Here is an 18,437-nt window from a genome sequence, read left to right on the forward strand (position 1 = left end):
GCCACAACTGTCGCGGGCCGCCGTTGGCCTTGCTACGCTGCCGCGGTGTCGCCGTGCCGTGTCGCCGCGAGTGGCCCACGCGCGCAGGCCCGCCGCGCGTGGCTGTGGCTGTTGCTGGTGCTCGCGAGCTGTCGCGCGCCCGTGGAGTCTCGGCCACCGCGACCACCCGCCGAGCCGGTCGCCGCTGCGCCGTCACGCGCCGCTGCGCCGTCGCGAGCGGACCACGCCGACGATGGCGGCCGGGCCCCCGACGCCGAGTCCCCGCGACCGTCACCGCCGGACATCGCCATCGCCGACCCGCCGTCGATCACCACGCCGTCGCGTTCGCCCACCGCGTCCCCGCCCTACGATCGCGGGCAGTGGCCGCACTGGATCGACGCCGATGGTGACTGCCAGGACACCCGCACCGAGGTGTTGATCGCCGAGTCGGAGATTGCGGTGGAGTTCAGCGACGCGCGGCGCTGTCATGTCGCGCGCGGCCGCTGGCGCTGCCCGTACACCGACCGCGTGGTCACCGATCCGGTCGAGCTCGATGTCGATCATCTCGTGCCGCTGGCCTACGTCCACGCCCACGGCGGCGCGGGTTGGGATCGGGCGCGCCGCACCGCGTATGCCAACGCGCTCGAGGATCCCGATCACCTGCAGGCGGTGCTGGCCCGGGCCAACCGCGCCAAGGGCAGTCGTAGCTTCGCGCAGTGGCTGCCCGAGGAGCCCGGCACCCGCTGCGCCTACGTCGAGGCGTGGCTGCGGATCAGCGAGCGCTGGGGGCTGGTGCTCGATGCCGACGAGCAACGGGCCGCGCAGGCGGATCTCGCGGTGTGTCGCGACCGCGGCGTGCCCGAGCGCGTGCGCGACGTGGGCGGCCGATCGCCGGCGAGCGCCGACGCGCCGGCGCCGGCGCCGGGGTCATGCTGCCGCGTCTGTACGCGGGGCAAGCCCTGCGGCGATGCGTGCATCGCAGCCGATCGCACCTGCCATGCCGCGCCCGGCTGTGCCTGTGCACGCACGCCGCAGTGACCTGCGCGTCCGGTCGCGCCGCGCGGGTTTTCCAGTACCATGCCCGTCCATGCGCTTCGTCTGCTCGCCCGTCTCTGCGCTGCCGCTCGCATTCGCGGTGTGGTCCTCGCTCGCCGTGCTCACCGGTTGCGGCTCACCCGCGCCGAGCAACGACACCGATGCCAGCTCGACCGGCACCAGCACCACCGGTGATCCGGTGGTGCCGTGTAGCGACGAGATGCCGTGTCCGGGCGAGATGGTGTGCCTGGTCGAGCAGTGCGCCGACGCGGCCCCCGAGGTCGAGATCGTCACGCCGGAGGCCGAGGCGAAGCTGCAGTGGAGCGCCGACGCGGCGGTGCCCGTCACGGTCACCGTGCGCGCCACCGGACTCACGCTGGTCGACCCCACGACCGATCCCAACAGCAAGCGTGGCCAGGGACAGATCGCCGTGCTGCTCGACGGTGTCGAGGTCGCGCTGGTCAGCTCCGGCGACGCCGAGGCGGGCGTGCCGGTGGAGGTGTCGGCGGCCGCGGTCGCCGGCGCCCATCGCCTGCGCATCGAGGCCCGGCTGTCCGACGGCACCGAGTACGACAACCCAGGTGCGTCGGCCCGCAGCCTGTTCTGGCTCGACGACGGCGAGCCCCACGTCGCCTTCGTCACGCCGGTGCCGGGCGACACCTACTCGATCCGCGCGCAGAAGGTCGACGTCGAGGTCGCCGCCATCAACTTCGACTTCGTGCCCGCCAGCGCCGAGGCCCAGGCCGGCGACGTCGGCTTCGCCCACGTGATCGAGGACGTCGAGTTCCCCGACTGCGCGGCGGATCCGATGTGCCTGGCGGGCTACATCGTCGCGGTCGTGCCGACCACCGGGCCGGCGTCCAGCGCCAGCGGGACCATGAACATCTCGAACTCGGGCGTGGGCAAGGGCTACTTCGTGGTCCACCTGGTGAAGTCGAACCACGATCTGTACTGCGCCAATGGCAGTGATCCTTGCGTGCCGGTGTGGGACCGCATCACCGTCGGCCGCTACGACCCCGACGCCGGCACCGGCGACAGCTCGGGCGGCTAGTACGTCGACACAGCGATAGTGATGGGTCAGAACGCCGTCATGGCCGCGACTCCGCAAGGCGCCGTGCCGCCGGAATGCCGGGCGTATTTCAAGGTGCGGCAACGCAGCGAGGCGCGGTCAGGGCGGTGTTATGGCCCGTCACTATCGCTGTGTCGAGGTACTGGAGAGCTCCCATGACCGATGCTCCGTCCGACGCGCGACGCTTCGCGCCCGCCACCGCACGCAATCGCGACGCCATCCTCGCGGTGCTGCGGCGGGTGCTGCCGGCGCGTGGCACCGTGCTCGAGATCGCCAGCGGCAGCGGCGAGCATGCCGTGCACTTCGCCGCCGCGCTGCCGCAGCTCCGGTGGCAGCCGACCGATGGCGACCCCGACGCATTGGCGAGCATCGCGGCCTGGCGCGTGCACGCAGGCGCCCAGCCCGGCGGCGCGGCGAACCTGCTGTTGCCGCTGGCGCTCGACGTCCATGCCACGCGCTGGCCGATCGAGACGGTCGACGCCGTCTTCTGCGCCAACATGATCCACATCGCGCCGTGGTCGGCCACGCCCGCGCTCATGGCTGGGGTCGCGCGGACCTTGGTGCCCGGCGGCGTGCTGGTGTTGTACGGCCCGTTTCGCCGCGGTGGTGCCCACACCGCCGACAGCAACGCGCAGTTCGACCAGGGCCTACGCGCGCGCGACCCCAGCTGGGGGGTCCGCGATCTCGAGGCGGTCGCCGACACCGCGCAGGCCGAGGGGCTACGACTGCGCGAGGAGGTCGCGATGCCGGCCAACAACCTCTCGTTGGTGTTCGAGCGCGGCGTGTGATCGCGGGCGCGCGCCCGGGTTTGTTTGCCCGTCTCCGGCGCTGTGCTAAGCCCCGTCGACATGCTGGCTTCCAAGCTTGGTCGACCCGACGCCCCCGAGCGCAACCCCGAGCCCCGCGAGCCCGCCGCCGGGCAGAGCGCGCGCTTCCGCATCAAGCTCGATCCGAGCGGTCGCGTCGTGCCGGAGATCACGCGCGTCGACGACGACGAGGACGCCAGCGACGACGAGCAGCGCTGACGGGTGCGGTGCCGATCGGCTCGCGCCTCAGCCGCCCGCGCCGTCGTCACTGGCATCGCTGGCGTCGGCGGCCTGCTTGCGAGGCCCTCGCAGCAGCCGCTCGCGCACGCGCTGGTGCTGACGGAGCTTGTACGCCGAGTGCGAGCTCTCGCCCTGCTCGTTGGCGATGGCGGTCGCACGATCCATGATCTGGAACTCCGCGAGCACGAACACCACGTTGCCGCTGCCGCGCTCTTCGCCGCCGAGCAGCGCGTCGACCCGGACCGGTAGGTCGGCGACGAAGTTGAAGACCTCGTAGCCCCGCGCGGAGAACTCGTTGGGCACGTCCTGGGGCTGCGGGGCGACCCGGCCGGAGTCGGCCGCGTCGGCGCGGCGATCGAGCAGCGCCACGTCGAGCAGGCTGTTCACGGTCTGACCGGGCACGACGTAGTTGAACGGCACGAAGCGCGTGAGCATCACGTGCAGCGTCGGCAACAGGTCCTCGAAGCGCTCCACCACCACGCGGAAACGCAGGCGGTCGAACACCCGCGCGGCGCTGGTCTCACGCTTCACCAGCAGCTTGGTCACCAGCGAGTCCGGGGTCTTGCGCGACCACGCGAACTCGACCACCGGTACTCCCGACGCGCGCAGCTCGTCGAACAGCACCATGATCGACTGCTCGACCAGCTCGTAGAGCGCGTGGTCGGGGATCGACAGCAACGTCCGCAGCTCGCGGGCGTCGAGGTGGTACATGATGTCCATGACCTTGAGCAGCACGCAGGCCTGCCGCTGCAGGCGTCCGCGGCTCGAGGCCACCAAGGGCAGCTCGATGGCGGGGGTCGAGGTCGCGATGCTCTCGTCGACGCGCAGGCCGAGATTCTCGGTCAGGTAGTAGACCGCGCGCGCGCGCAGGTCGTCGAGGCGTCGCAGGTCGTCGGGGTTGTCGACGTCGATGCTGTTGAGACGCAGCAGTCGACGGACGTCCTCGGGTCCGGTGAGGTCGAGACGGTGCCAGTCGATGACCGAGTCGCCGGTCAGCAACAGCTGCATCTCGTGCAGATCCTGTGCGCTCCACTCGAGCGCGGTCGCTCGCTCGGGTCCGAGCTCGCGTCCGGGAAGGAACGCGCTCGCGGTGGGCACACGGGTGGACGTCATCGCAAGGGTCGGGCCGCGGGCTCGAGGGTTCGTGCGCCCGGACGGCCTTCGTCCAGGCGAGGACTATGCTCGCCGGGTGACGCGCAGCGTGGCGACGAGCAATCCGATGATGACGAGCGCGACGCTGAGGTGTCCGAGGAAGTACGCGGTCATGGTGGCCTGCGATGGTTCGGGGGAGGGTCCGACGGGCTGCCGGAGGTGAACGTCGGGGTCGACGTAGGCAGATGTAGGATAGTGAGAGAACCTACGGTAACGGTCGGACGCCCGCCAAATTCTGGACGCGCTGCCGGGGGTGGCCGGCGGCCCGTCGCTGCGGCTCGAGGGTTGCGGTCGCGGACGCGGGCGGCTGGGTATCACATTCCGGTGACCGAAGAAAAGCGCTTTCTCCCGTCGTCGGCGATGGCTTCAAGTGTTTGCAACAAATGATGAATTCGCCTGTCGATCGGGCCTCGTGCGGGGGTCGCAGGGCCACCCACCTGGTCGGATCGAAGGCCCTGCGAGGGGCGATCGCCCTTTCGCTCGGCGAGGTGGCCGTTCGGCCCACACTGCCTAGCAGGCCGTGGTGAAACTCCGCGACACGATAACACTGCCCTCGGACCCCTTGGCGGCGTTGCTCGGAGCTCGAGATACGCCCGGTATCCCTTCGTCCTCGCGTCTTGCCACGGGGTCCGATGACGGCGTTCTCGCGCCACGGAGTTTCACCACGGCCTGCTAGCAGGCGTGGCAGCGAGGCTTCCGCTATGGTTGGCGCCACATGGCGGATGAACGCGACGGGCGGCGACCCCCCGAGGACGATCGCAAGACCCGGCTCGGCCGGCTCGGCGAGCAGCTCACCGGGCTGCTCGACCCCGAGTCCGCGCTGCGCAAGGGCCAGGACCTCGTCAGTGGTGTCACCCAGGCCACCAAGGAGGAACTCATGCGCATCGTCTCGGCGGAGATGCGCAGCGTCCTCGACAAGATGGACGCGGTCGATCTGTTGCAGCAGGTGATCGCGGGGCTGGTGGTCGACGTGCACATGCAGGTCCGCTTCTCGCGGGCCTCCGATGGCGTCGCCCAGCCACGGATCACGAAGCAGGAGACGCAGATCCGGACCCGCGAGGAGACGGAGGAGTAGGTCCGGTCTCGACCGGCGGCGGGTCGACCGGCGGCGGGTCCACCTTGTCGGGCTCGACCGGCAACCCCTCCTGCAGATCGCGCTCGGCCTCCGCGGCCTGGGCCTTCTTCGAGCCGCCCTTGCCGAACTTGTCGATGGCCCAGCGGGCGAGCTCGGTGCCGACCTTGTAGCCGAACCCGGTGATGATGGCGCGCAGCAGCAGCGTGGGCATGCGTGGTCTTCGTCCGGTTCTTCGTCAGGGGACGGCGCCGCGGCAGGGATGCCCCGTCACGGGCACCCGCGGCGACGGGCCGCCAGCCCCAAGGATGACACAGCCGATTTCTTGGTCCATGGCTGCAAACCTGTCAGGCTGTGCGCGCGACCAGTGTCGCCAAACCGCGCGAGCCCGATCGGCGCGCGCGGCTTGACCACGAACCTGGCTTGCGGTACACACGTTCAGTGCGAGCGCAGCGGGCGCCCAGCCCCTCGCATGTACAGTACGGAACTTCCGACGCCCTCGCCCGACGGGCAGGCGTCGAGGCCGCCCATCGACCCACCGACCCGCATTCTCGCGAAGGAGATCGCCACGTGCGACCCGACTTGACCGACCGGCAGCGACAGGCCCTCGAGTACATCACCGACTGCCTCTCCGCGCGCGGCTACCCGCCGACGCTGCGCGAGATCGGCGAGCACATGGGCATCCGCTCGACCAACGGCGTCAACGATCACCTCAAGGCGCTCGAGCGCAAGGGCTACCTGGTCCGCGAGGAGCTCAAGAGCCGTGCTCTGCGCCCCGTCGATCTGAAGGAGCCCCGCGAGGAGATCGAGGTCGACATCCTCGGTCGCGTCGCCGCTGGCGAGCCCATCCTCGCCGAGGAGAACGTCATCGACCGCGTGGTCGTCGACCGGCACTTCCTCGGGGCTGTGAAGGCCAAGGACGTGTTCGGCCTCGTGGTGCGCGGCGAGAGCATGATCGACGACGGCATCTTCGACGGCGACTACATCTTCGTGCGCAAGCAGAGCAGCGCGGAGCCCGGCGAGATCGTCGTCGTCGTCATCGAGGGTGAGGCGACCTGCAAGCGCTACTACCCCGAGGGTGACCGCGTGCGGCTGCAGCCGGCCAACGACGCGATGGCGCCGATCTACGTGCGCCGCTCCGACTTTCGCAGCATCGACATCCTCGGCAAGGTCGTCGGTGTGTACCGCCGGCTGCACTAGCCGCCTGGCGGTGCGCCCACTTCGGGCCACGACCGGCGTGCGTCCCCGCCCCACGCGGGCGAGGCGGCCGGCGCAGGGGTTTTGCGCCGCGCGCGCGGTACCCGAGCCGACGTGATCCGCTACCCTGTCGAGGTGCGTCGGCGTCCCGCACGGCTCGTGCTGTTCGTCGCGTGCGGCCTCGTGTCGCTCGCGATCAACGCCGTGACCGTCATGGGCCTCGGCGAGCTCACCACCACCGAGGCCAGCATCGACCCGTGTCTGCTGCGCAACCTCGGCAATGGCCTGGTCACGCGGCGGATGCCCACCGCAGCCGAGCTCGCGTGCACGCCCGAGCAGGTGACATTCATCGAGCTCGATCCGCCGCCACCGGAGCCGCCGCCCGAGCCGCCCGAGATTGCGCTCGCGCCCAAGCCCAAGCCCAAGCCCAAGCTCAAGCCCAAGCCGGAGCTCGAGTTCGACGAGCTGCCCGAGCCCGAGCCCGAGAAGGAGCCGGAGAAGGAGCCGGAGAAGGAGCCCGAGGCCGAGCCCGAGGAGCCCTCGGAGCCGATCGCGTTCGAGCTCGAGCAGCTGAAGTCGGTCGAGCAGCCCGACGAACTCGACGAGAAGGACTCGCCCGAGAACGCGGACTACCTCTCCAACATCAATCGCGACGTCGCCGAGCAGACCCGCTCGGCGATCACCAACCTCGAGAAGGACGCGATCCAGCCCAAGGCCTCGCAGACGGAGCCGTCGCCCGAGCCGACCCCGGGGACCGCCAACGAGTCGAAGATCGCCCAGGAGGTCGAGCGCCCAGCGCAGGAGGCCAAGACCTCACCGCCCGAGCCGCCTTCGCCGGTCGAGCAGCGGCCGCAGCAAGACGACCCCCAGCCCAAGAGTCTGCTCGCGATGCGAGACCTCGAGCACCGCGATCATCAGATGGCGCAGGATGCCCACGAGGCGCTCGCCAACGAGGCGGCCGACGGCACCCTGCAGCACGAGCAGAAGCGACAATCGAGCATCGCGAAGCAGGACGCGCAGGCGAAGATCGACGCGAAGGATCCGATCTACCGCTTCAAGCCGCGACAGAAGGACCTGCTGGCGCTGTTCGGCAAGGACAAGCAGGCGCCCCAGCGCCCCGATGGCTCGCACGCGTCGAAGACCAAGGGCGTGTGGGAGGACGTGCGGGCGCACTACCAGTCGCCGCTCGAGAACATGGTGCCCGAGGTCAAGGTCGGCAATCAGACCGCCCTGCGCTCGCGCAAGCACCCGTTCGCGCGCTTCATCGCGCAGATGCACCGCACGATCCACGACGCGTGGGCGTGGGGCTTCCTCGAGCAGCTCGATACCCGTGGCTCGAGTCATCCGCTCAACGACTACGGGCTGTGGTCGCGGGTCGAGATCGTGATGGACCGCGCCGGCAAGATCGAGAAGGTCACCACCGTCCGCCACTCGGGCAGCCTCGCGTTCGATGCGGCGGCGCGGGAAATCGTGTGGTCGTCGGGTCCGTTCCCCGATCCGCCCAAGGAGATTCTCTCGGGCAACGGCAAGATCTACGTCCACTGGGCCTTCCACCGCGACGAGCGGGCGTGCGGCACGTTCGGCGCACAGCCATTCATCCTCGACAACACCGGCAGCGGCGATCGGCCCGATCCCGATCGCGAGATCCGGGGGGGGCGCGCCGAGTCGGAGTCCCTGGGGCGCCGGCTCTCGAAGCCCAAGGCGGGTGCAGGCCCGGAGGGTCCCGCCGCCCCGGCGCCGCATGGGCACGGTGAGGACGACGGGCACGGCCACGCCCACGGCGGCGGTGGCACGGGTGGCGGCGGTGGTACGGGTGGCGGTGGTGCCGGAGGCGGCGGCGGTGGTGGTTCGACCGTGCCGTCGACCGGCGGCGGCTCGGGCGTGCCGGGCACCCCACCGCCGGCGGCCACGCCCGATCCCGAAGATCCGTCGGCCGTCGACGCGGCGGCGAAGAAGCTCGCCAACGAATGGCTGGCGTACTTCGCCAAGGGCGACATCGATCGCGCGGTCGCGCGATCGAGCCTGCCGTTCTCGGCGGGCGACACGGTCGCCGCGCGGACGCGTGACGAGCTACGCGAGATCCTCGCGACGATGCACGAGGAATCCAAGGGCGCAGGCAAGCCCAAGGGCGCGCAGATCCACAGCGCCGCCGACCTGCGCAAGCTCTTCGGCAGCGTGCCGGCGGGCGTGCAGGAGGGCGAGGGGCGGACCTACGCGCTCACCAAGTTCGGCAACGAGCTGGTGATCCTCGTGCTCGAGAAGAAGTTCGGCAGCTGGCGCGTGGTCGGCGTGTCCCGCTGACCGCCGCGCGGCTTCAGCCCGCGGGCGGCTGACAAACCGAGCCGTTCTCGATCTGCGCGTTGGTGCGGTAGGTGTTGAGCAGCTGCCACGACTTGGGCTCGACCGCGGGGATGGTGCCGTCCTCGCGCACGTTGGTCACGTGGTACGCGTGCTGGTTCCAGATGCGGCGCGACTGGATCCAGCGGTCGTCGGCATCGCGGATGACCTGCACGCTGGGGGCGGTCTGGTTGCCGTCCCAGTCGTCGCTCGAGACCACGACGATCTCCGACGAGCCGTCGTTGTCGACGTCGGCGACCACCGGATACTCGACCAGCGTCCGCGAGCTGCGGGGCACCGTCAGCAGTGGCGCGCCGTTCTGGTCGAACACGAACAGGCTGGCCTCGTCGGCGTACATCGCCTCGGCATGGCCGGCGCCGAGGAAGTCGAACGCGGTGCCGGCGGCCCAACCCGAGCTGTCCTGCACGGCGGCGCTCCACTGGATCGACAGATCGCGGTCGTACACGCTGTAGCTCGCCGCCGAGCTGACTGCGAAGTCCGAGACGCCGTCACCGTCGAAGTCGTGCACCGTCGACGGACGGAACCACGCGCCGAGGCCGGCGTCGCCGGTGGGCTTCTGGTCCTTGTACTTCACGGTGCCGTCGTGCTCGAGCACGGTGATGCCGTCGTCGTTGTTGATGAGGATCTCGGGATCGCTGTCGTCGTCGAGGTTGGCGATCTGCGGGTAGCCGGGTTTGATGGTGGTGTCGGCGTAGACCACCGTGCCGTCGTGGTGGTACGCGGCCTGCCCGAGCACGAGCTCGAGGTCGCCGTCGTCGTCGAGATCCGCAGCGACGGTGGCGGTGTTGCGCTGGGCGATGAACCAACCGGTCTGCGCTGGCGCCTGGAACAGCAGGGTGCCAGTCGCGTCGAGGATGAAGCCGTCGGCGTAGACCTCGGGCGAGCCATCCGCGTCGAAGTCGGCGATGCCGACCGCGCCGCCTTGGTCCTGCGGCCAGATGGCATCGGTCTGCCACAGCACGTTGCCGACGTGGTCGAACGCCACCACCGCCATCGGACCCGGCAAGGGCCCACCGATTGCGCTGACGATCTCGGCCACGCCGTCGCCGTCGAGATCGCCGAGCGCGGGCGTCACCGACGAACCCACGGTGGTCGGGAACTGCATCTGCTCGATGCCGGTGGCGCCATCGAGCAGGGTGATCTTCGCGCCCAGGCCTGAGGCGGCGGCGACGATGACCTCGGGCGTGTCGCAGAGATCGATCGCCCCGTCGCCGTTGTCGTCGGTGAGGTTGGCGACCAGCGGCGTCACGATCACCGCGCCGCCGTTCCAGCTCCACTGCACATCGGGGGTGAAGGCGTTCGCCGGCGCCTGGGTGCCGCACTCGCCGACCGCGTCCATGCCGTCGACGACCTCGCAGCTGGGCGGCGGGAACACCGGCATGAGGTCGGGCTGCAGGATGTCGAGCTTGGGTCCCGGGCCCGGATCGCCCTCGGAGCTGTCGGCCACGCCGGTGGTGCTGCTCGACAGGCTCGCGCTGCCGGGGTTGCCCGTGCTGTCGCTCCCGCCGGTGCCGCTCGCGAAGGGGTCGTTCGAGCCGGAACCGCCGCACGACAGCGCCGTGCCGCACGCCATGGCCGCGATAATCTTGCGTCGCATTGGTTGCATGTCCCCCACGAGGACATGAGCGTGCCGCAAGCATGCACGCGACCGAAACCCGCACCGGCGTGAGCTTTCGGACTGCGCCTCGCGGGCGATCGACTACGTGAAGGCGCGTGCCGCCAGCTCCTGGGCGGTGAACGCCGGCGGCACCGCCTCGGGCAGCGTGGACGCTGCCGCGCCGCGATCGAGCAGGCGCGCCGCGAGGCGCTCGAACACGCTCTGGTACGCCGGCAGCGTCCACTTGCCGAAGTGGGTGCTCGCGCCCTCGTACTCCTGCACCTCGTACTCCTCGGGTGTCGTCACGTAGCCGGCGTAGGCATTGGCGTAGCCGGCGAGCACGACCTCGTGGACGCCCATCGCCGCGAGCGACTGCGCGAGCGAGCGGCACAGCCGGCGGCCCGCGACGGTGGTGAACTCGTGGGGCACCGCCGCGAGTGCGAGCTCGCCGAGCACGACCAGCTGCACCGGCAGCACCTGCGGCGTCCACGGCTGCCGCTCCTGCTCGAGCGCGCGGAACAGCTGCACCGCCCGCGCCACCCGCCCGCGCCCGCGCAGCGCCGGCAGCCGCCCCAGGCGCCGCAGCCCGAGCACGCGGTGCTGCGTGCTCTCGACCCACGTGAGCTTCTCGGCCTGTGCCGCCGCGACCTCGGGGCTGCGCGTGCGGGCGCGGAGCATGGCCCGCGCGCGCGCGAACCACCGCTGCAGGCCCCGCACGCGGCGCGGCAGGCCGGGGCCCTCCTCGGTGCCGAAGAACATCGCCATGCCGATCTCGCCGGCGCTGGTGTGCAGGCCCTCGCGTCCGCCGACGAAGCGGGGATCGATCGCGACGCGCGACATGTCGACGAACGCGTGGGCGCAGGCGATCCGCGGCGACAGCGACGGCGTGCGCGCGGCGTTGTCGAGCACCTTGCGCGCGAGCTCGGCCTGCAGCCCGCCGCACAGGCGCGCGCTGGCGTCGTCGTCGGGCAGCTCACCGCGCACGAACGGCTTGCCGGGGTGACGACGGCGGTTGGGGGTGACGTCGCCGGCGGCCCCCTGGGCGAACGCGCCGACGTGGTGATCGATGCCGCGCGTGCGCAGGCTGTGCTCGAGCTGCGCGGCCGCGTGGCCCTTGTTGTCGAAGTGGAGCGCGTGGTTGTCGCTGTGCACGCTGGTGCAGTGCACCGCGAACCAGTTGATCGAGCCGATCGGCGTGCCCTCGGCGTCCTCGATCCGCAGCAGCCGCAGGCGGCGATCGATCGCGAGGTGGGCCTCGGCCGCCGTCACGGGCGTGACGTCGGGGTTGCGGTTGTAGCAGTGCACCACGCGGTTGAACGCGACCGGCAGCTCGGGCGCGAACTCGTCGGCGTCGAAGCGCAGTGTCGCGGGCTGGACCGCCGCGGCGGCCTGCGCGAGCGCGGCGGTGATGCCGTCGGCGAGGCCGTCGAGGATCTCCTGCGCGAAGCCGGGGATGGTGACGTTGTAGAACGGGTAGTGGGTGAAGCCGCCCGGACCGCTGTGGGTGTGCGTGGCCAGCAGCAGCAGGCGATCGCGTGCGAGCCCCAGCACCGCGAGCTCCGGCGTCGCGGCGACTCGCCGGGTGACCGCGTCGTGCAGCGCGAGCGAGATGAACGCGAGCTCGCAGCAGACCATCGCGAACGCCGGGCCGTGGTCACCGGCGCGCAGCACGAACGCGCGGGCCGACAGCGGCGTCGCGACCGACTCCGCGTAGTTCTCGAGCATGCCCCAGCCCATCATGCCGAGCCCGGGGCGCCACACCGTGATGTCGGCGCGGCCGACCCCGGCGTGCCACCGGCCGGGGGCTGCGAGGTTCCGATCGTCGCTGCGCTGCGATTGCGGTTCGTCGTGCGTCGTCATGGCGTCGGGGCCACCGCGACCGCGGTCGCGGCGGCGACGGCCACCGTAGCAGACGGCGCGCCGCGATGGCGCGCGCCGGGGTTACCCCGCCAACGCGCGCCGGGTATCCTCCCCAGCCCATGACGGATCCGGTCCTGCCCGCGCGCGCGCGCGTCGTCATCATCGGTGGCGGCATCATCGGTTGCTCGGTGGCCTACCACCTCGCGCACATGGGCTGTCGCGATGTGGTGCTACTCGAGCGTGATCGCCTGACGTCGGGCACCACCTGGCACGCGGCCGGCCTGATCGTGACGTTCGGCTCGACCTCCGAGACCTCGACGCAGATGCGCCAGTACACCCGCGATCTGTATGCGCGGCTCGAGGCCGAGACCGAGGTCGCGACCGGCTTCAAGCCGGTCGGCTTCATCGGGCTGGCGACCTCGCGCGATCGGCTCGAGGAGTTCCGTCGGGTGTCGGCGTTCAACCGGCACTGCGGCGTCGACGTGCACGAGATCTCGGCGCGCGAGGTGCAGGACCTGTTCCCGCTCGCGCGCACCGACGACGTGCTGGCCGGGTTCTACGTGCCGCAGGACGGCCGCGCCAACCCGGTCGACGTGACGATGTCGCTGGCCCGCGGCGCCCGCATGCAGGGCGCGCGCATCATCGAGGGCGTCGCGGTCACCGGCGTGACCTCGCACCGCGGCCGCGTGACGGGCGTGCGCACCGAGTTCGGCGAGATCGAGGCCGAGTTCGTCGTCAACTGTGCCGGCATGTGGGCGCGGCAGCTGGGTGAGCGCAACGGCGTGAGCATCCCGCTGCAGGCGGCCGAGCACTACTACCTCATCACCGACGCGATGCCGGGGCTGTCGTCCGACTGTCCCGTGATCGAGGACCCCGCGTCGTACGGCTACTTCCGCGAGGAGGTGGGCGGCCTGATGATCGGGCTGTTCGAGCCGGTGTGCGCGCCGTGGAAGGTCGAGGGCGTGCCGCAGGACTTCTCGTTCGGCGATCTCGCGCCCGACTGGGACCGCATGGGTCGGTGGGTCGAGACCGCGATGAAGCGCGTGCCGCTGTCGCTCGATACTGGCGTGAAGAAGTTCTTCTGCGGGCCCGAGAGCTTCACGCCCGACCTGCAGCCGATCGTCGGCGAGGCACCCGAGCTGGCCAACTACTTCGTGGCCGCGGGCATGAACTCGATCGGCATCCTCACCGGCGGTGGGCTCGGACGCGTGCTGGCACACTGGATCTTGAACGGTCGCCCCGACGTCGACATCACCGGCTTCGACATCGCGCGCGTGCACCCGTACCAGACCAACCCCGAGTACCGACGCACGCGCACCGTCGAGTCGCTGGGCATGGTCTACCAGTGCCACTACCCCACGCGCAGCCTGCAGACCGCACGCGACGTGAAGCGCTCGGCGCTCCACGATCGACTCGCGGCCCAGGGCGCGTACTTCCGCGACGTGAGCGGCTGGGAGGGCGCCGACTGGTACGCCGGCGCCGGTGTGACGCCGGATCCCGGACCGCTGACCTGGGGCCGACCGCAGTGGTTCGAGCACTGGCGAGCCGAGCACGAGGCCGCGCGAGCGGGCGTGATCGTCATGGACATGTCGTTCATGGCCAAGTTCCTGGTCCAGGGCCGCGACGCCGGGGCGGTGCTCGAGCGCGTCAGTGCGAATCGAGTCGACGGCGAGAGCGGCATGATCACGTACACGCAGTGGCTCGACGAGGCGGGCCTGCTGCAGGCCGACCTCACCGTCACCAAGCTCGACGACGAGCGCTACTGGGTGGTGGCGTCGGACACTGCGCATCGCCACGTGCAGTGGTGGCTGCAGCGTCACATCGGCGACGCCCACGCGTTCGTGACCGACGTGACCTCGGGCTGGGCGCAGATCAACGTGCAAGGTCCCCGCAGCCGCGCGCTGCTGCAGTCGATCACCGCGGTCGATCTCGGCAACGAGTCGTTCCCGTTCCGCAGCGCTCGCACCATCGACATCGGCTTCGCGAAGGTGCTGTGCGTGCGCATCACATACCTCGGCGAGCTCGGCTACGAGCTCTACGTGCCGGCCGAGCAGGCGGTGCACGTCCATGAGCGCCTGACCGCGGCGGGCGCGGCGCATGGGCTGCGTCACGCGGGCCTCAAGGCGCTCGCGAGCCTGCGCATGGAGAAGGGCTACCGCGACTACGGCCACGACATCGACAACACCGACAGCGTGTTGGAGGCCGGGCTCGGCTTCGCGGTCGATCTGAAGAAGCCCGGCGGCTTCGTCGGTCGCGACGCGGTGCTGGCCAAGAAGGCCGCCGGGCCGCTCACGCGCCGCCTGCTGCAGGTGCAGCTGCTCGACCCCGAGCCGTTGATGTTCCACGCCGAGATCGTGCGCCGCGACGGCATCGAGGTCGGCTACGTGCGGGCGGCGTCCTATGGCTTCACGCTCGGCGGCGCGGTCGGACTCGCGATGATCGCGACCGACGGCGCGCCGCTCGATGCGGCGTGGATCGACGCGGGTAGCTGGGAGATCGAGATCGCTGGTCGCCGCGTGCCGGCGAAGGCCTCGCTCAAGCCGCTGTACGACCCGGCCAACCTGCGCATCAAGTCCTGACCACGCTAGTCGGCGTCGACGCGCTCGATCGACGCCACGAGGGCGTCGGGCTGCGAGAAGTACGCGGAGTGGCTGGCGTGCAGGCTCTCGATGCGGTCGACTGGACAAGCTGCGAGCATGCGATCCTGCGCCGCGATCGACACCGCGCGATCCTGGGTGAGGCGGATGTACGCCTTGGGCACTCGGCCCCAGCCGTCGTCGGTGGTCCGCACCCGCGCGAGCGCCGGCAGCGAGGGCTCGGCGCACAGAAGCGCGCGCGCGAGCTCGACGTCGTCGTCGCAGCAGTCGGCGTACAGCCCCTCGCGGTATGCGACGGGGTCGAGACGGTCGCGCACGCGCAGGTGATCGACCGCGACATGGGGGCGCAGCAACGAGTCGACGTCGGCCGCGAAGGCGTCGCGCGCACGAGCACCGCTGGGCAGCAGGTACGCCGCGAGATACACCACGCGGCGGATCGCGTGCGGCATCGCCTCGGCGAGCGCGGTCGCCAGCACGCCGTAGCGGCTGTGGACCACGATCGTCGTGGGTACCGGTCCGCCGACGAGCGGCGCGATCGCTCGCACCATCCGCGGCAGCGTCAGCGACGGTGCCCACGCGGGCATGCGCCCACGCCCGGGGAGATCCGGCACCACCACCTCGCCCCCGCGCCGCAGTCGCGGTGCCACCTTGAACCAACACCAGGCTCCGTGCCAGCTGCCGTGGAGCAGCAAGTAGCGTCTGTGCATGCTCGAGGGGTAGCGCCGGCCGCCCGCCGGGACACTCCGCGGCTTGCCGCGGCATTCGTTCGCCGCCGCGGCAGCCAGCGCCTCGCGGGTCAGCCTGCGCGGGTGATGCCGACGTTGAAGTCGGCGGTTCCGAGCGCGCCCCACAGACGCAGCCACAGCGGCAGGTACATCTCGGTCGCGCGCGCGCCGGTGATGTCGCCGAGGTCGACCACGTGACGCCAGCCGAAGTCGCGGCGCAGCAGCAGCTCGACGCTGGCTTTCGCGCCCGCGTCGTTGCCCGCGACGAACACCGCGTGCTCGCCGGGCACGCGGCTGGCGTCGATCATCAGGTTGCAGTTGATGGTGTTGAGCGTCTTCACCACGCGAGCGGCGGGGAACGCCCGCTGCACCTGCTCGCCGAGCGAGTCGTCGTTGCACACCGACAGTCGCGGCGGCATGCCGCGCGAGAAGTCGAGCGGGTTGCTGACGTCGATCACGATCTTGCTGCCCAAGGCGTCGGCGCCGGCCGCCTGCAGCGCCTCGAGCGTGCCGGCGCCCGCGGTGCACACGAACACCAGTTCGCCGAAGCCGGCCGCCTGCGCGAAGCTGCCGGCGTGGGCGCGCGCGCCCGTCTGCTGCACCCACGCCAGCGCTTTCTCGTTGGTCGCGCTGCGCGAGCCCATCGTCACTTCGTGTCCGCAGGCGACCAGCTTGCTCGCGATCGCGTTGCCCACCATGCCCGTACCCAGGATTCCGATCTGCATCGTCGTTGCTCCGTTCGCGGGGCGCCCACCACCGGTGCCCTCGCGGTTGCCCAGGCTAGGGCGGCCGCGCCGGGTTGACCAGGCGCGCCGCGGCAGTCGATGATCAACCACAGGTTGACGATGGCGCACGGTCGGGGTTCGCAGGGGTTTGCGGGGGTGGTGCCGCTGGTGGCGGTGGTCGACGGCGGCAGCTTCCGCGCCGCGGCGTCGCAGCTGGGCATCTCGACTGCCGCGGTCAGTAAGGCGGTCGCCAAGCTCGAGCGCGAGCTCGACGTCACGCTGCTCGAGCGCAACGCGAGGCGCGTGGTGCTCACGCGCGAGGGCGCGCTGTACCTCGAGCACGCGCGTCGGGCCCTGGCGGCGATGCATGACGCGGCCGAGTCGGTCGCGCCCGCGCAGGCCGGGGTGCGCGGCGAGGTGCGGGTGACGATGCCGTTCATCGCTTCGCGGCGGGTGATCGCAGCGCTGCCGCGGCTGCTCGAGCGTCACGGCGGGCTGTCGGTGCAGCTGCAGGTCACCGATCACCGGCTGGATCCGGTGGCGCAGACCGACGTCGCGCTGCGCATCGGTGCGCTGCCGGACTCGCGCCTGGTCGCGCGACGGCTCCGCAGCACGCGGTGGATCACGGTGGCCGCGCCCGAGTACCTCGCGCGGCGCGGGGTCCCGCGCGATCGCCAGGCGCTCGTCGAGCACGAGTGCCTGCGCTTTCGTGCGCCCGACGGCCGCCCGACCCCGTGGAGCTTCGCGGCATCCGGCCATGTGCAGTCGCAGGCGGTGCACGGGCGACTGGTGGTCGATCAGGGCGAGCTCCTGCTCGACGCCGCGTTGGCCGGCCTCGGTATCGCGCAGGTCATGGACTTCATGCTGACCACGCACCTGCACGACGGCCGCCTGGTCGAGGTGCTCGCCGCGCACGCCGCGAGCGGGCCGCCGATCCATGCGGTCGGCACCGCCGCGAAGATGCGCAGCGCCGCGGTCAAGGCCAGCGTCGGCATGCTGGCCGCGGCACTGTCGTGAGCGGCGACGCGATGTCGCATTACTCGAAGAGGCGCTCGCGCGCGGCGCTGCAGACCGCCTGCACCGCGGGGTGTACCACGCGACGCTCGAGCGTGATCGCGTAGAAGCGCTCTCGGAGCTCGGGTGTGCGGCCCAGGATCTGCACGCCATACTGGCGTCGGATCTCGCGCTCGATGACGGTCGGACCGGTGAAGATGCCCCGACCCGACTGACCGAACACCTTCAGCAGGGCGCTGTCGTCGAACTCGGCGACGACGCGGGGCCGGACGGCGCGCCGCTCGAACCACAGCTCGAGATCGCGTCGCAGCAGGCTGCCCGCCATCGGCAGCAGCATCGGTGCACCGTCCAGCCCGTGGGGGAAGTCGGCACGGTGCTGGCGCGCGAGCGCCTCGCTGGCGAACCAGGTGACGCCCGACTCGCCCAGCGGGTGGTTGTAGGCCCGCACCGAGGTCTCGACGCCCACCGGGGCGTCGGACACCACCAGATCGAGCTCGTGGGTGGCGAGCCGCGCCAGCAGCGAGGGCAGGCGGTCCTCGTGGAGGTGCAGCCGCACCGGTGGCGAGTGGGTCACGGCGGGGCCGAGCAGCCGGTGTGCGATGAGCTTGGGCACCACGAACGTGAGCCCGACCCGCAGGTCGACCGTCTGGTCACGCGCCGGCTCGCGCAGCGCGGTGAGCAGCGCGCGTCCGAGGCCGAAGATCTCGTCGGCGTGCCGCAGCGCGATGCGGCCGGCGTCGGTGAGCTCGAGCCGACGATGGCGGCGGATGAAGAGCTCGACGCCGAGCTGCTGCTCGAGCAGCTTGAGCTGTGCGCTGACCGTGGGCTGCGACAACCGGAGGTTCTTCGCGGCGGTCGAGACCGATCCGGACCGTGCGACGTGCCAGAAGTAGAGCAGGTGGTGGTAGTTCAGCCACTGCATTGGGGCGAGTCTCGCATAGATTGAGAAAACCGATGGGTCGAGCGAAGATTATCTCTTTGCTCGAACTCGGGACCGGCCTCAGCTTCCCC

General features: G+C 71.1%; 16 protein-coding genes. 9 read left to right on the forward strand and 7 right to left on the reverse strand.

Annotation, left to right across the window (positions count from 1 at the left end; all coding sequences use genetic code 11):
- The first annotated feature begins 45 nt into the window (after nucleotides 1–45).
- The 4 genes from IPH07_00905 (at nucleotide 46) to IPH07_00920 (ending at nucleotide 3,108) form a co-directional block, all read left to right on the forward strand.
- Nucleotides 46–1,017 carry a hypothetical protein gene (locus tag IPH07_00905; GenBank protein ID MBK6915935.1) on the forward strand — a complete coding sequence of 324 codons (972 nt, stop codon included), beginning with the start codon at nucleotides 46–48 and terminating at the stop codon, nucleotides 1,015–1,017.
- Between the two features lie 49 nt (nucleotides 1,018–1,066).
- Nucleotides 1,067–2,065: a hypothetical protein gene (locus IPH07_00910; GenBank protein ID MBK6915936.1), complete on the forward strand. Its 999-nt coding sequence runs from the start codon at nucleotides 1,067–1,069 to the stop codon at nucleotides 2,063–2,065.
- 173 nt (nucleotides 2,066–2,238) lie between these two features.
- Nucleotides 2,239–2,871, forward strand: coding sequence for a DUF938 domain-containing protein (locus IPH07_00915; protein ID MBK6915937.1), 633 nt, complete (start codon nucleotides 2,239–2,241; stop codon nucleotides 2,869–2,871).
- Between the two features lie 60 nt (nucleotides 2,872–2,931).
- On the forward strand, nucleotides 2,932–3,108 hold the full coding sequence (locus IPH07_00920; protein ID MBK6915938.1) for a hypothetical protein: 177 nt from the start codon (nucleotides 2,932–2,934) through the stop codon (nucleotides 3,106–3,108).
- 27 nt (nucleotides 3,109–3,135) lie between these two features.
- Here IPH07_00920 and IPH07_00925 read toward each other — a convergent pair whose 3' ends face one another.
- Complete coding sequence (locus IPH07_00925) at nucleotides 3,136–4,242, reverse strand: TIGR04552 family protein (protein ID MBK6915939.1); 1,107 nt, start codon at nucleotides 4,240–4,242, stop codon at nucleotides 3,136–3,138.
- A gap of 754 nt (nucleotides 4,243–4,996) precedes the next feature.
- Here IPH07_00925 and IPH07_00930 point away from each other — a divergent pair.
- Nucleotides 4,997–5,356 carry a hypothetical protein gene (locus IPH07_00930; protein MBK6915940.1) on the forward strand — a complete coding sequence of 120 codons (360 nt, stop codon included), beginning with the start codon at nucleotides 4,997–4,999 and terminating at the stop codon, nucleotides 5,354–5,356.
- Here the strand turns inward: IPH07_00930 and IPH07_00935 are convergent.
- Complete coding sequence (locus IPH07_00935) at nucleotides 5,307–5,567, reverse strand: hypothetical protein (GenBank protein ID MBK6915941.1); 261 nt, start codon at nucleotides 5,565–5,567, stop codon at nucleotides 5,307–5,309. The two genes, IPH07_00930 and IPH07_00935, sit on opposite strands and share 50 nt — an antisense overlap.
- Before the next feature lie 356 nt (nucleotides 5,568–5,923).
- Between IPH07_00935 and lexA the strand changes: the two genes are divergently transcribed.
- Together lexA and IPH07_00945 are read left to right on the forward strand one after the other, a co-directional pair.
- Nucleotides 5,924–6,553, forward strand: coding sequence for a transcriptional repressor LexA (lexA, locus tag IPH07_00940; GenBank protein ID MBK6915942.1), 630 nt, complete (start codon nucleotides 5,924–5,926; stop codon nucleotides 6,551–6,553).
- A gap of 111 nt (nucleotides 6,554–6,664) precedes the next feature.
- Complete coding sequence (locus IPH07_00945) at nucleotides 6,665–8,851, forward strand: TonB C-terminal domain-containing protein (GenBank protein ID MBK6915943.1); 2,187 nt, start codon at nucleotides 6,665–6,667, stop codon at nucleotides 8,849–8,851.
- A 13-nt stretch (nucleotides 8,852–8,864) separates the two neighbouring features.
- Here IPH07_00945 and IPH07_00950 read toward each other — a convergent pair whose 3' ends face one another.
- Complete coding sequence (locus IPH07_00950) at nucleotides 8,865–10,505, reverse strand: VCBS repeat-containing protein (GenBank protein MBK6915944.1); 1,641 nt, start codon at nucleotides 10,503–10,505, stop codon at nucleotides 8,865–8,867.
- Between the two features lie 102 nt (nucleotides 10,506–10,607).
- The gene (locus IPH07_00955; protein MBK6915945.1) at nucleotides 10,608–12,365 is read right to left on the reverse strand and encodes a neutral/alkaline non-lysosomal ceramidase N-terminal domain-containing protein; all 1,758 of its coding nucleotides are present in this window, start codon (nucleotides 12,363–12,365) and stop codon (nucleotides 10,608–10,610) included.
- A 119-nt stretch (nucleotides 12,366–12,484) separates the two neighbouring features.
- Between IPH07_00955 and IPH07_00960 the strand changes: the two genes are divergently transcribed.
- Entirely contained in the window at nucleotides 12,485–14,944 is a 2,460-nt protein-coding gene (locus tag IPH07_00960) for a GcvT family protein (GenBank protein MBK6915946.1), read from the forward strand.
- A 5-nt stretch (nucleotides 14,945–14,949) separates the two neighbouring features.
- Here IPH07_00960 and IPH07_00965 read toward each other — a convergent pair whose 3' ends face one another.
- Both IPH07_00965 and IPH07_00970 read right to left on the reverse strand, forming a co-directional pair.
- Nucleotides 14,950–15,669, reverse strand: coding sequence for an alpha/beta fold hydrolase (locus IPH07_00965; protein ID MBK6915947.1), 720 nt, complete (start codon nucleotides 15,667–15,669; stop codon nucleotides 14,950–14,952).
- A gap of 89 nt (nucleotides 15,670–15,758) precedes the next feature.
- A complete protein-coding gene (locus IPH07_00970) occupies nucleotides 15,759–16,412 on the reverse strand; it encodes an NAD(P)-binding domain-containing protein (GenBank protein ID MBK6915948.1) in 654 nt (217 codons plus the stop codon).
- A gap of 120 nt (nucleotides 16,413–16,532) precedes the next feature.
- Here IPH07_00970 and IPH07_00975 point away from each other — a divergent pair, with 120 nt between their 5' ends.
- A complete protein-coding gene (locus IPH07_00975; GenBank protein ID MBK6915949.1) occupies nucleotides 16,533–17,429 on the forward strand; it encodes a LysR family transcriptional regulator in 897 nt (298 codons plus the stop codon).
- 19 nt (nucleotides 17,430–17,448) lie between these two features.
- Here IPH07_00975 and IPH07_00980 read toward each other — a convergent pair whose 3' ends face one another.
- Complete coding sequence (locus IPH07_00980) at nucleotides 17,449–18,348, reverse strand: LysR family transcriptional regulator (protein MBK6915950.1); 900 nt, start codon at nucleotides 18,346–18,348, stop codon at nucleotides 17,449–17,451.
- Nucleotides 18,349–18,437 lie beyond the last annotated feature (89 nt).

It is taken from the genome of Deltaproteobacteria bacterium (genome assembly GCA_016709225.1).
Lineage (GTDB): Bacteria > Myxococcota_A > Polyangia > Nannocystales > Nannocystaceae > Xiheibacterium > Xiheibacterium phototrophicum.